A 13221-nucleotide genomic window follows, 5' to 3' on the forward strand; every position below is an offset into this window, starting at 1 on the left:
ATGAACCCGGACGACTACCTCATGTTAAGCGGGATCCAGCATTACGCCTTCTGTCCGCGTCAGTGGGCACTGATCCACGTAGAACAACTCTGGGCGGAAAACTCACTTACTTTCTCGGGAAAACTGATGCACGACAATGCCGACGATCCCTTTTTCGTGGAGGCGCGGGGCGATACCCTCGTTTCCCGCAGCATTCCACTCGTATCCCACAATCTGAAAATCTATGGGATCGCCGACGTCGTCGAGTTTCACCGCTCGCCATCCGGGGTACGTATTGCAAACAGAGACGGATTTTGGGAGGTCGTCCCCATTGAATACAAACGCGGAAAGAAAAAAGCGGATGACTGTGACGAGGTCCAGCTCTGCTGTCAGGCGATCTGCCTCGAAGAGATGTACGAAACGGAAATTCCTGCCGGATATCTGTATTACGGAAAAACCCGGCATCGAACGGAGGTGATCTTTGACGAAGAATTACGGGAACGTGTCGTGTCTCTTATTCGGGAAATGTATGCACTCTACGAAAACGGGATCACGCCCGCTGCCGAGCTGAAAAAGCAGTGTGACAGTTGTTCGATCCGGGATCTTTGCGTTCCAACTATATCTTCACGAAAAAAATCAGTCGACCGGTATCTTGATTCGGTACTACAGGGGTATTCTCATGAGAAAACTACGTAATGTTTTGTATGTGACAAATCCCAAGTCCTATCTTTCGCGGGACGGGGAAAGTATCGTTGTATCCGTTGAAAACCAGGAACTTGCCAGAGTCCCGATCCGTAATCTGGAGGGGGTCGTTTGTTTCGGGTATATGGGGGCAAGTCCGGGGATGATGGCGCTCTGCACGGAAAATGATGTGGGCATGTGTTTTGTTTCGCCTTATGGAAAATTTATGGCACGGATCGGTGGAAATGTTTCGGGAAATGTGCTGCTCCGGAAACGTCAGTACGCCGTTTCGGATGATGAGGAAGCATCGAAAAAGATCGCGGCATACTGCATTCTCGGGAAACTGATGAACTGCCGGACGGTCCTTCAGCGGTTTTCCCGCGATTATCCGGATATGGTGTCGAGGGAGTTCGAGCAGAATTTCAAACGGCTGTCTGAGGGGATCCTCCAAATCCGAGCTGGGACCTGTGGTTCGCTGAATGAGCTGAGAGGCTTTGAGGGGATCCTGTCTAAGTATTATTTTCACAGTTTCAATGATCTGATCCTGTCAACGGAACCGGAGTTCTCGTTTGAAAACAGGTCAAGGCGTCCTCCTCTGGATCGGGTGAATGCATTGCTTTCATTTTCCTATACGCTGATCGCGGCTGATTGTGCGTCTGCTCTGGAGTCGGTGGGTCTCGATCCGCAGGTCGGTTTTTTGCACCGGGTCCGGCCTGGAAGACCAAGTCTGGCTCTCGATCTGATGGAGGAGTTTCGCCCGTATCTTGGCGATAGGTTTGTGCTGAGTCTCATCAATAATCGGGTGGTGAAAGCCGATGATTTCGCGGTGAAGGAGAACGGAGCGGTTTTGCTGACGGATGATGCCCGAAAGACGGTCCTGCAGGCATGGCAGAAGCGAAAGAAGGAGGAGGTCATGCATGGGTATCTGGAGGAGAAGATGCCTGTGGGTCTTTTGCCCTATGCCCAGGCGATGCTTCTCGCCCGTTTTCTCCGGGGAGATATCGACGGGTATCCGCCGTTTGTGGTGAGGTGAGAGATGTTTGTTTTGGTTACGTATGATGTGAATACGGAGACGCCGGAGGGAAGACGCCGGCTTCGCCAGGTGGCACGGATCTGTAAAAATTACGGGGTCAGGGTGCAGAATTCGGTGTTTGAGTGTGTAGTGGATTCAGTGCAGCTGATGGAGTTGAAGTTCAAGATAGGAGAGGTTATTAATTCTGAGACGGATAGTGTTAGATATTATAATCTCGGAAAGCAGGGCAGGGATCATGTTGAGCATGTGGGCGCAAAGCCGGGTTTGAATGTGGATGATGCGCTGATTTTTTGAATCTTTTTTTCGCGAAGGTGTTGTGCCCATGATTTTTCCGGGGGGTTCGCGGTGTCTGCAGTTTTTGGTTTGTTTTTTGGTGTGAGTTATTTCTGATTTATTTCCATATGAAAATCCACGTTTGCGTGTGGAATCTTCTTCAGAGGGGGAAGGGAGAGGATTATATGCGTGGAGTTATAGTATATTAGATTTAGAGTCGTGCCCCCGTGGGCACGTGGATTGAAATGCTGCGAGGATATTCTGTTCGCGCTGGATCAGAGTCGTGCCCCCGTGGGCACGTGGATTGAAATCCAAATTCAAAGGCATGAACTGGGTGATCCGACCTGTCGTGCCCCCGTGGGCACGTGGATTGAAATTGTTGTTTTCAAAATTATCGCATTAACTAATCTATCATCTTGTCGTGCCCCCGTGGGCACGTGGATTGAAATTGTTGTCTCTGACGACCTCTTCGCGTGGCAAAAGTCGTGCCCCCGTGGGCACGTGGATTGAAATGATACGATTGAATCCAAAGCCACGACGATCAAGTCGTGCCCCCGTGGGCACGTGGATTGAAATTACCGGTAATACATACGTCGCTAAACAGTGGTAGTCGTGCCCCCGTGGGCACGTGGATTGAAATACAGTGTATGTACCTGAATATCCTTGAACTGTAGTCGTGCCCCCGTGGGCACGTGGATTGAAATATACTGGGCGCCGTATCCGGACACAACCGCCCCGCGTCGTGCCCCCCGTGGGCACGTGGATTGAAATTTGCGATCTGATTATAAGACATACCTTTTTTATGTCGTGCCCCCCGTGGGCACGTGGATTGAAATATATATATGGTGTTGGAATCATCAAAACCATCAGTCGTGCCCCCCGTGGGCACGTGGATTGAAATCAAGACAAAGAGGACAAAATGACAACCGATCCCGGTCGTGCCCCCCGTGGGCACGTGGATTGAAATCTGTTTCCTTCGGTGGGACTGGTGCCACATCTGAGTCGTGCCCCCCGTGGGCACGTGGATTGAAATATCTCCTTTCTTGTATAGTAATAATAGTATTCAAGTCGTGCCCCCCGTGGGCACGTGGATTGAAATATGTCTTCTTTGTTCTGTGTCATTCTAATCTCCAGTCGTGCCCCCCGTGGGCACGTGGATTGAAATCTTCGACGCCTGATATACCGTTAAGTTTAGACGTCGTGCCCCCCGTGGGCACGTGGATTGAAATCAAGACTCGCGTATAGATATAGCCGAAATATAGTCGTGCCCCCCGCGGGCACGTGGATTGAAATGAATCTGAGTTCATGCCGCGGGTAAAGCGGTATCGTCGTGCCCCTTGTGGGCACGTGGATTGAAATCTCAACATCAACGAGGGAGATATCCTTGGAGTCCGTCGTGCCCCCTGTGGGCACGTGGATTGAAATAATGATGGGCGCAGTATCGATGCATTCGCCGCGTTGTGCCCCTCGTGGGCACTCCAATCATTTTTACATACTGTATCTCAACTCAAACCTTACACGAAATCGATGAACATCCCAAAATGTCAATGCAACTCTTTTCTACAGAATCAAGCATAGAGGATATCTCCACCGCGGGCCGACTCGCAAGTCTAACGACTTGCTCAGCTAAGATCGCCGACTATGCCGTCGATCCGCCTCCGCGCCGGATCGCAAGTCTATCAACTTGCTCAGCTGAGGCCGCCCCTGTGGGGCAGCCCGCAGTCACCTCCCGCACCCCGACATATGATGAGGGACGCCTGCCTATCCCGTGGTAAACGTATGTCCCCCCCATAAACAAAACCTGATTACCCAATCCTCCCAATATACTACCATGGATCCGATACCTCAGGCATCATACAATCACCGCCTCACCATGAAAGAGGAGGACTACCTCGAAGCGATCCTCAACGTCTCCCTCACCAAAGGATACGCCAAAAGCCGCGACGTAGCCGCCGAACTTGACGTCGGACCCTCGTCCGTTGGGGAAATGTTTGCAAAACTCGATAAAAAAGGCCTTGTCGTGTATCGAAAATACGAAGGCGTTACCCTCACCGAATCCGGCAGGATCATCGCCGAACAGGTCAAATTCCGCCACGACGTCTTAGTCGAGTTTCTGGAAATGGTCGGGGTTCCCTGCGACATCGCCAACAAAGACGCCTGTTTTATGGAACATGAACTCAGCACCGTAACGATCCAGAAGATCCGTGAGTTCGTCGCCGCAAAAAAACGAAACTAATTCTTTTATCCTATTCCTTACACGGCACGATCTCGACCGAACTTAAACGAAATGATTTTGTATCCTCAATCATGGTGAAGGATTATTGATTTTTGCGGACCCATGAAATAATTCAACCGCGAATCTCCGCGAATTCCCGCGAATCGCATTTTTCTTGCGTCGTCGTGCTCTGCTCCGGCTTATGCGTGCAAATCGAAGATTTGCGTGCCGCCTCAAACAGGCTTTGCCTGTTTGGGCTTCGCCTACGCAGGAATCGCACGCCGCCTGGAAAAATGCTATGGGAAAAACCGGCGTGCCGGTTTTTCTTTAGGGAAAATCATATATTTTTGAAAGAAAATAAAAAGAATCATGGATCATATTGTGGAAAACCCCGAGATTCTCTATCCAGATGAAGTTCACAAAATAATCGGCTGTGCCATGACCGTCTATAATACCTTGGGACGCGGATTTTTGGAATCCGTCTATCAGGACGCCCTGGAAGTAGAACTGGAATTGCAGGAAATTCCCTTTGAACACAAAAAACATCTGAATATTTTCTATAAAGGCGTGAAACTTCCGAGTTATTATCAGGCGGATGTTGTCTGTTATAATAAGATCATCCTTGAGCTGAAAACTGAGACGGAGTTAGTCAAAGAGGACGAGGCACAGCTCATCAATTATCTGAAAGCGACCGGAATCAAACTTGGGATTCTCATAAATTTTGGAAAAAAACGGAAACTCGAATGGCGTCGAGTCATATATTCCGATGAACGATATCTGAATAATGCTAATATTCCAAGCGAGTAAAAGAAAAACCCGCACGCGGGTTTTTCCCTAGCATTTTTCCAGACGGCGTGCGATTCCTGCGCAGGCGAAGCCCAAACAGGCAAAGCCTGTTTGAGGCGGCACGCAAATCTTCGATTTGCACGCATAAGCCGGAGCAGAGCACGACGACGCAAGAAAAATGCGATTCGCGGGAATTCGCGGAGATTCGCGGTTAAATAATCTCATGTATCCACACCAACCCCGATTAAATCCCCTTATTTCTGATTCATCTTACACATGCTGCAGTTTTTGCATGATTTTGCTCTGCAGCCGCATGCTTCCCCCCGCAGATTCTTCTTCACCGCCCACAGAAACAAAAGAACGATTCCTGCCGCGATAAAAATAAAAAGGATCGTCCAGAATCCTTCAGGCAAAACCAAGAAGGACACCCCCCTGATACACGATGAAGGAAACGATCCACGCGATCACGCACATGCCTACTGCCGCAAGCCCCGTCATCTTCCACGAGCGGGTCTCCTGCCGGATCGTAAACATCGCCGCAAGACAGGGCATATAGAGCAGGATGAACACCATGAACGAGTAGGCCGAAAGCGGCGTAAAGACGTTCATCAGCACATCGCCTAGCCCTTCTTCGCCCACGCCGTAAAGCGTCCCAAATGCTCCGACAACCACTTCTTTTGCAAGAAGACCCATCAGGATCGCGACTCCCGCCTCGGCGAATCCGAACCCGAGCGGTGCAAAGATCGGGGCGATCGTTGACCCCGCCATACCTATCAGCGAATCAGCCGAAGCATACTCGACGCCGAACGGCAGAGAAGCAAGCAGCCACATCAGCAGCACCGCCGGGAAAATGATCACCCCGGCTTTGCGCAGAAACTCCCAGGACTTCTCTCCGGCATGGATCAAAACACCTTTGATTGTCGGAAGCCGGTAAGGCGGCATCTCCAGAACGAAAGCCGAAGACTCGCCCTTAAAGAGCGTCTTTCGAAGCAGAAGCCCGGTGATCAGCGCCACGAAAATGCCCAGCAGATACAGGGAAAACATCACGAGCCCCTGGATTTCAGCCGCGAAGAAGATCCCAACAAGCAGAAGATACACGGGCAGCCGTGCCCCGCAGGACATAAACGGCGTGATCAGGATCGTTAAGAACCGTTCGCGTTTTGTCTCCAGCGTCCGGGTCGCCATAATTGCCGGCACGCTGCACCCGAATCCGAGGATCATCGGGATGAAGGATTTTCCATGCAGACCAAGTTTGTGCATGACCCGGTCCATGATAACGGCAACCCGTGCCAGATATCCCGAATCCTCTAAAATCGCGAGAAGCAGGAACAACAGGAAGATATTCGGCAGAAAGATCACGACCGACCCAACGCCGCCGATGATCCCGTCGCAAACCAGAGACGTGACCCAGTCGGGAGCGGCGATATCGGCAAGACCCGCCGATGCCGCCTCTCCAAGCAGCCCGAACCCTTCGTCGATCAGATCCATGACCGGAGCGCCGACCGCGAACACGATCTGGAAGATCAGATACATCACGGCGAGAAAAATCGGGAACCCGAGCCATCTGCTGGTCACGAGCCTGTCGATCCTCTCCGACTGGTTTTTGCCGCCGGCATCCATATGATCCACGCTCTCGTGCAGAAGACCGGCGATGAATCCATACCGCTGATCCGCAAAGATCTCTCCGGGCTTCGTCCCGTAGATGCCTGCAAGGTGGGTCCTGATCGATTCGATTTTGGGTTCTGCCGAGCCGTGGATAAGAGCCTGGATCGCAGACCAGCGCGATCCGGTGATTTTGGTTGCTTCGCCGATATGTTCCTCAAGCTCGTGGTCGTACCGGATGGTCTTTTCAGGGGGAGCGGGGCGTGCAAGGATCGCTTTGATGAGCTCGTCTTTTCCGGTTTCATCGATCGCTTCGATCCGTATGACCGGGATGCCGAGCATTTCGCTGAGAAGACCTGTATTGATGACGACGCCTTCCGCGTCCGCATACCGGTTCATGTTCAAAACAAGGATCATCGGGACGCCGAGTTCGATCAGCTGGAGCGTGACGTACAGATTCCTCTCCAGATGTGCGGCGTCAGCGATGTTGACGACGACGTCGGGTTTTTCGTGTAAGAGATAACCGACCGCGATCTCTTCTTCGAGCGATCGTCCGCTCAGACTGTAGGTTCCAGGCAGATCCACGATCTCGAGTGTCGTATCGTCGTAAACGATCCGTCCCTCTTTCTTTTCGATCGTGACGGTCTTACCCGGCCAGTTTCCCACATGGTGACGCATCCCGGTGAGGTTATTGAAAAGGGTCGTCTTCCCGCAGTTCGGGTTGCCGGCTAATGCAACGGTGATTTTTTTCATACGGCGGCCACGCAGATGTCTGCGGCATCATCTTTTCGTATGGCGAGCTGACATCCTCTGACTGAGATCATCATCGGGTCTCCAAGCGGGGCGACGCCGGTGACCCGCACGCAGCAGCCGCGGGTAAGTCCGAGTTCGAGAAGTCTGCTCTGGAAGCCGAGGTTTGTTCCATCGATAAATCCAAGGATCGATGCGGATTTTCCTTTCGGAATATCACATAACCGTACTGATTCAGTTTGCATACAAATTACTCTCTTCTTCGGGACGTATATCGGAGCGCCGAAGGAGTTTTGGAGCCTTTTTTCCGCCCTGAAAAATTACGGCAAATCGGGCCGAAAACCGAAATTTTGCGCAGGATCCGTGAGCTTTGGTGGGCTTTATATCCCCGCAGATCAACCTAGTACTGCTCTATGACCGAGGTCATCACCGATCCGCTGCGCCAGAAATTGCTTTTATTAGCTGTCGGCATTGCGGTTTTCGTGGACGCTCTCGACGGCTCGGTCGTAAATATCGCTCTTCCGGTGATCGCGGCGGAATTCGGGGCGGACACCGGAACGATCTCCTGGGTGAGTCTGGCGTACCTTCTGACGCTTGCGGGTCTCATCCTGATCTTCGGCAAACTTGCCGACCGCGGATATGTAAAAATCCTCTTCATCGCAGGCTTTGTTCTCTTTACGCTCTGCTCGATCGTCTGCGGCTTATCACCCGATCTTTCGTTTCTGATAGTCGCCCGGATCTTCCAGGGGGTAGGCGCCGCGATGATCGCCGCGTCCACGCCGATGATCTGCGTGAAGTATCTCCCGGCAAATATGCTCGGCGTCTCGATGGGGGTTTTGACCGCGGCGAGTTCCATCGGGTTTGCGGTTGGTCCGGCGATCGGCGGCGTGATCACCCAGTTCCTTTCCTGGCACTGGATCTTTTTCATCAATATTCCGATCGGGATCTTCGCCGTTTTGTTTGCGGTGAAAATCATCCCGCGTGCCCGTGTCCCGGAGCGTTCCTCCTTCGATTTCGCCGGAGCGGCCGCTCTCTTCTGTCTGATGGTCGCAGGCGTTTTCGCGCTGGAGCGTTTTCCCCATCTGGGCATCTCCGATCCGCTGATCATCGCGTCGGTCTGCGTATGCGTTGTTTCGCTGATCATTTTCTGTGCAGCCGAGCTGAGAAGCAGTCACCCGGTCCTGAACATCCGCGTGTTCAAAAAGCGGCCGCTGACGTTTGTCGTGACGGCGTTTCTCGTCAGCCAGATCACCAGTGCCGGCTTTTTCTATCTGCTGCCGTTCTATCTTTCGGCAGGGATGAACTTTGATTCGGCAACAAGCGGGCTGGTGCTTTTTATCCCGCCTGCGATCACCGCAGCGCTGAGTATCCCGCTCGGTCACTGGTCGGATGTTACCGAACGGCGCATCTTCGCGGTCGCCGCGTTCGGTGTTCTCGCCGTGACCAGTTTGATCTACGCGTTCATCGTTCCCGCATGGGGTCTGATCCCGCTTGCGGGAAGTCTTGTTCTCATGGGTCTTGTCTGGGGTATCGGCGGCGGACCTGCGTCCAGCCGGGTCGTTGAACAGATGCCGAAAGGGGAAGAAGGGACCGGCTCTTCGCTGATGATGACGACGATGTACTTCGGCTGCGTTGTCGGGATCGCGCTATATGCTGCGGTATTCACCGCGGCAACGTCAACTGCCGGCGGGATCGTTTCATTTGCCGATCTGGATTACGCGACGTTTATGTACGGATTCCATATCACAAACGCGGTCGGTTTTTTCGTCGCCGCCGCGGCGCTGATCCTCTCGGCCGTCGTAAAAGATCCGCCGCGGGCCAAATAGAACAAGCACTTACGCGTTGTTGAGGTGGATTCAATACTGGAAGGGTAAGGTTGGATATGGACACATGAAATACTGAACCGCGAATCTCCGCGAATTAACGCGAATCGCATTATTCTTGCGCCGTCGTGCTCTGCTCCGTCTGATCGCCTGCGCAGGAATCGCACGCCGTCTGGAAAAATGCTGACGGAAAAACCCGCGTGCGGGTTTTTCTTTGATCATTATAATTTTTGCTCATAAGACTGATGATATGTTTTCAAATCAGATGATTCAATTAACCAATCTGGAATTATCATTGATGATGAATGTTATTGGGAAATGGAATAACTATTCATAGCATATTCAACGAAAGCATTCGAGGAATATTGGACACACTCGTATCCATTATAAAATAAGATTATAGAATCACTTCATAAATTAATTGACTTTTCAAATACCTTTTTACCAGTTGTTAAGAGAGTTAACACTACCGTGTATTCACCTACTAGTATTCTTGGCGTAGCAATAATAACGGAAAAACCATTCCTTCCCCCCGATCTAATTACTTTCATTGTGGAAAATATACGTGGGTTACGAAGTTGATTAAATGCAAATATTGCTCTTTGTGGAATTTCCTTTGTAGTTATTTCTACAGAAAGTTGCGTATCTATTGGTAAATTTGTTTGACCCGAGATTTCTAGTTTACCAGCTTTCTGCTTTATTATAAAATTATTTATTTCAGGATCCTGACGAACAAAGGCTAATCTCACATAAATATCATTTTCTGTAGAGTCAATAAGATTGCATATTTTGTCCACAATTCCGGGTGTTGAATTGTTTGCATCAAGCAGTATCATTGATTCAGATTCTATTTTGTCCAAATTATCCGTACTTACTTTCCCAATGCCATGTTGAGTCGGTGAGTAGTAGAATTGTCTTACATCTCCATACTTAGATGTACTTGGCATCTGAAGAATTAATAAATACGTCATTCCTACTTCAAGAGATTTTAAGAGTTCATATGGGAAGGTATAAATATAATCATCATTTTGGATGGAAATTGGAAAATAATCTATTAATTTATCTTTTGTACATAACCAAGCGAGTAATGATGGCTGCTTTGTTAGTGCATTTCCCCGAACATATGTTTGAACCCCTGGAATTAGAGGTGATGTATTGCTTGTTGCGGTAAGGAATGGTGTTTTTAGCGTTATTAAGAACGTTTTATAATCATGAAATGGTTGTGTGTTAATCGGATAAGGAGAAACGATGAATTTTAATATCCCTCCTTCATGCACCAATCTATTTCTCACATCACGATCAGTGAATGTATCTCGTGGATTCCAAAGGGTCGCCCATGAAAAATCATTAAGAACTGGTATCTGAAGGAATTTTTCCCCATGCTTACCAATAGGGAGAAACTCATTTTGAGTCAATGGTGTATTAGTGCTCCCGTTTTTCGTGAGATACAAGTAAACAGAATCACTATCTAAATAAGTTGACGTTCCATTTATCTGAAGCGTCTCATGAGTATAGAGATTATCAGTGTTCCCAGCTATCGTTAGTTGCTTTAATATTTCTGTTTGCTGTGATGAAATTGGAGTGCTACTATCTCTTGTTAATAATTTAATCTGATATGATATGTCATGGAATACTGCAGAAACCAATTCCTGTGTATTGGCATATTTTTTAATATGATGATTCTTTTTGATTTTAGCTTTGAATTTGATGAGTTTTTTAGCATTAACATCTTTATCAACATATATTGGATGTATCACTGCCTTTTCTTCATCAATGCAATAAGCAAGAATACGAATTTTTTCGTTTTTTAATGCATTATCATATTCGATTTCTGTATATGATTTTCCATTGAGTTCACCATTATTTCCGTTATCACTGATATATGGCGAACCATATCGCATCCCAATGACTAAAACAAATATTTTTGCTTCATCTAATTCTCCAAGACATGTATCCAAGGGTGATTCAGGTCTGGCTCCGAATTCTTCCATTGCAATTGGGATTAATCCCATCTGCTGAATGAGAAGAGTTATTGCAAATCTTTCACTTTGAAGATCATCTTTCGTGGAACTGAGAAATACTGGAATGGAGAGGTTGTCAAATTTATTATCACCCACGGTATTTCGTATGTAATCTTCGATTGTTTCTTCTGCTTCTTGCTTTATATTTAGATTATTACTATTAATCATCATCTTTTACTGGTCAAAACTTGAATGCGAGAAGTTGTATTTTCTATTTTGGTTGGGAAATATGATAAAACTACTTGCTATGAATCAAAATTTGATAATAATTCCCCTTATTACAAAAAATATGATTTTTCGGTTATGCTATCATAAGGTGCATCAAAGATACACTATAAAATCCCAGATGCACCTTCATTGCCCAAATTCTAAACAGAGTTGTTTATATAAATCTCTACGTACTCAAAACAATACAAGCCCTCATTTACATTCAAACTTACATTTGTTGAGCGGGGTGACTTGTTCATCAACCAGCCCAAATCACCTTTTCATGAAATGATTATATTTGGAGACTTGCCATCAGATGAATGAGGGAGATAAATTCAATGAAAAAAAAACCGGCACGCCGGTTTTTTCGACAGCATTTTTCAAGTGAGGGTGCGATTCCTGCGTAGGCGATGAGCCGGAGCAGAGCACCCGAACGTAAGGAAAATGCGATTCGCGGGAATTCGTGGTGATTCGCGGTTGGTTTTTATCTCATCTGTGCGCACCTAACCTTACCCCCTCCCGAATTGGATTAACACTAACACTGCAGAACTCCTATTGAGAAAAATCCGGGATTTTTTCGGCCGGCAAAACCGCAACTTAATAAAGAGAGGAGAGCCAATATAAGTGGAGCAAGGGGCCGTAGGGTAGCCTGGAATCCTAGGAGACTGGGGGTCTTCTGACTCGCGTTCAAATCGCGGCGGCCCCATACCTGTTTTGGAGAGTTTTTATGAAGTTGGCACCGGAATGCAGGACCTGTCTTCTGACAAAAGTCCGTTCGCAGTCAGAACTCGTTACAAATGACGAGGAGGTTTTAGCGAGAGTCACCGCCGAATGCACGGAGGTATACGATCGCTATCTTGAAAATGATCCGCGGGCGGCCGTCGCTGCAGGCGAGGTCCACCGTACCTGTTATCGGCTGATCGGATCAAACGATCCGTATACGGAGATGAAACGCCAGGACAATGCGGCGGCGGAAAAGGTTGCGGCCTCTGTCCTTCCGAAACTTCACACCCTGCATGACTACATGACGGCTGCGATCATCGGCAATACCATCGATTACGGCGTGACCGGGCATGAGATCTCGACCGATCTGGCGGCATTTTTCGAAAAAATGCTGGCAAAAGGCCTGGCGCTCGATGACTCGGAGGAGTTTTTTAAACTGGCCGGACGGGTGGTCTACTTCACCGACAACTGCGACGAGGTCATCTTCGACAAACTGTTCTGCAAAGAACTGCGAAAGAACGGGTCGCACGTGACGATCGTCGTGAAGGAAAAACCGATGTTAAACGACGTGGCGGTAGAAGAAGCGGTGGATATCCGGCTCGGGGATGCGGCTGACGTTCTTCTTCACGCGGGCGGCGGGGCGCAGATTGGGACGCATCCTCCGTATTTCCCGCCCAAGGTCCGTGACGCGGTCGATTCCGCGACACTGATCATTTCAAAAGGTCTTGCAAACTACGAGAGCCTGACTGAGTATGAGGTCCGGCCGCCGGTTGCCTACCTGATGATGGTGAAATGCGACGCGGTCGGCAGGGATATTGGGGCAAAAAAAGGCGATATGATCGCTGTTTTGAGACGTCAGTAGATCTCCTGCACCCGGCCGACCGATCCGTCGGTGAGCCTGACTTTTATCCCGTGGGGGTGGGTTTGTGAGTTTGTCAGGATCTCTGCGACCCGCCCGAACGTAAGCGCACCCGTCGGCTGATCTTTTTTCAGGATTATTGCCACCGCATCTCCCGGATGAATATTACTGCGCAGATTTCCCTTTTTCATGATCTTGGATACTGGTTGGACGTCTGAGATAAAAAGGATCGTATCCGGGCAGAAGAAACGAATGATCCGGCTTTTTTT

12 protein-coding genes, 1 tRNA gene and 1 CRISPR repeat array are annotated in these 13221 nt (G+C 49.1%); of the genes, 8 read left to right on the forward strand and 5 right to left on the reverse strand.

Annotated elements, in window-relative coordinates; genetic code table 11:
* From cas4 to MLAB_RS04485, 5 genes are all read left to right on the forward strand, one after another.
* The gene (cas4, locus tag MLAB_RS04465) at nucleotides 1-675 is read left to right on the forward strand and encodes a CRISPR-associated protein Cas4 (protein WP_011833223.1); all 675 of its coding nucleotides are present in this window, start codon (nucleotides 1-3) and stop codon (nucleotides 673-675) included.
* Complete coding sequence (gene cas1c, locus MLAB_RS04470; protein WP_011833224.1) at nucleotides 659-1693, forward strand: type I-C CRISPR-associated endonuclease Cas1c; 1035 nt, start codon at nucleotides 659-661, stop codon at nucleotides 1691-1693. The genes cas4 and cas1c overlap by 17 nt, the downstream gene beginning before the upstream one ends.
* Before the next feature lie 3 nt (nucleotides 1694-1696).
* Nucleotides 1697-1987, forward strand: coding sequence for a CRISPR-associated endonuclease Cas2 (gene cas2 / locus MLAB_RS04475; RefSeq protein ID WP_011833225.1), 291 nt, complete (start codon nucleotides 1697-1699; stop codon nucleotides 1985-1987).
* 718 nt (nucleotides 1988-2705) lie between these two features.
* A CRISPR array of direct repeats spans nucleotides 2706-3391; the repeat unit is 32 nt; unit sequence GTCGTGCCCCCCGTGGGCACGTGGATTGAAAT.
* A 406-nt stretch (nucleotides 3392-3797) separates the two neighbouring features.
* Nucleotides 3798-4202: a metal-dependent transcriptional regulator gene (locus MLAB_RS04480; RefSeq protein ID WP_011833226.1), complete on the forward strand. Its 405-nt coding sequence runs from the start codon at nucleotides 3798-3800 to the stop codon at nucleotides 4200-4202.
* Nucleotides 4203-4550: 348 nt separating this feature from the next.
* On the forward strand, nucleotides 4551-4988 hold the full coding sequence (locus MLAB_RS04485) for a GxxExxY protein (protein ID WP_011833227.1): 438 nt from the start codon (nucleotides 4551-4553) through the stop codon (nucleotides 4986-4988).
* A gap of 233 nt (nucleotides 4989-5221) precedes the next feature.
* Here the strand turns inward: MLAB_RS04485 and MLAB_RS09830 are convergent, their stop codons facing one another.
* The 3 genes from MLAB_RS09830 to MLAB_RS04495 are packed head-to-tail and all read right to left on the reverse strand — an operon-like array spanning nucleotide 5222 to nucleotide 7564.
* A complete protein-coding gene (locus MLAB_RS09830) occupies nucleotides 5222-5386 on the reverse strand; it encodes a hypothetical protein (RefSeq protein WP_187146139.1) in 165 nt (54 codons plus the stop codon).
* Entirely contained in the window at nucleotides 5373-7322 is a 1950-nt protein-coding gene (gene feoB / locus MLAB_RS04490) for a ferrous iron transport protein B (RefSeq protein ID WP_011833228.1), read from the reverse strand. The genes MLAB_RS09830 and feoB overlap by 14 nt, the downstream gene beginning before the upstream one ends.
* Nucleotides 7319-7564: a FeoA family protein gene (locus tag MLAB_RS04495; protein ID WP_011833229.1), complete on the reverse strand. Its 246-nt coding sequence runs from the start codon at nucleotides 7562-7564 to the stop codon at nucleotides 7319-7321. Before MLAB_RS04495 ends, feoB begins: the two co-directional genes overlap by 4 nt.
* Before the next feature lie 168 nt (nucleotides 7565-7732).
* Between MLAB_RS04495 and MLAB_RS04500 the strand changes: the two genes are divergently transcribed.
* Nucleotides 7733-9145: a DHA2 family efflux MFS transporter permease subunit gene (locus MLAB_RS04500; RefSeq protein WP_011833230.1), complete on the forward strand. Its 1413-nt coding sequence runs from the start codon at nucleotides 7733-7735 to the stop codon at nucleotides 9143-9145.
* Between the two features lie 407 nt (nucleotides 9146-9552).
* Here the strand turns inward: MLAB_RS04500 and MLAB_RS04505 are convergent, their stop codons facing one another.
* Nucleotides 9553-11334: a DUF4062 domain-containing protein gene (locus MLAB_RS04505; RefSeq protein ID WP_011833231.1), complete on the reverse strand. Its 1782-nt coding sequence runs from the start codon at nucleotides 11332-11334 to the stop codon at nucleotides 9553-9555.
* A 669-nt stretch (nucleotides 11335-12003) separates the two neighbouring features.
* Between MLAB_RS04505 and MLAB_RS04510 the strand changes: the two genes are divergently transcribed.
* Nucleotides 12004-12076, forward strand: a tRNA-Pro gene (locus tag MLAB_RS04510).
* 21 nt (nucleotides 12077-12097) lie between these two features.
* Nucleotides 12098-12955 (forward strand): damage-control phosphatase ARMT1 family protein, encoded by an 858-nt coding sequence (locus tag MLAB_RS04515; protein WP_011833232.1) that lies wholly within the window; start codon nucleotides 12098-12100, stop codon nucleotides 12953-12955.
* On the opposite strand, the gene MLAB_RS04520 is transcribed toward MLAB_RS04515, so the two are convergent.
* Nucleotides 12949-13143 carry a YwbE family protein gene (locus tag MLAB_RS04520; RefSeq protein ID WP_011833233.1) on the reverse strand — a complete coding sequence of 65 codons (195 nt, stop codon included), beginning with the start codon at nucleotides 13141-13143 and terminating at the stop codon, nucleotides 12949-12951. The two genes, MLAB_RS04515 and MLAB_RS04520, sit on opposite strands and share 7 nt — an antisense overlap.
* Nucleotides 13144-13221: the final 78 nt, after the last annotated feature.

Source organism: Methanocorpusculum labreanum Z (assembly GCF_000015765.1).
Lineage (GTDB): Archaea > Halobacteriota > Methanomicrobia > Methanomicrobiales > Methanocorpusculaceae > Methanocorpusculum > Methanocorpusculum labreanum.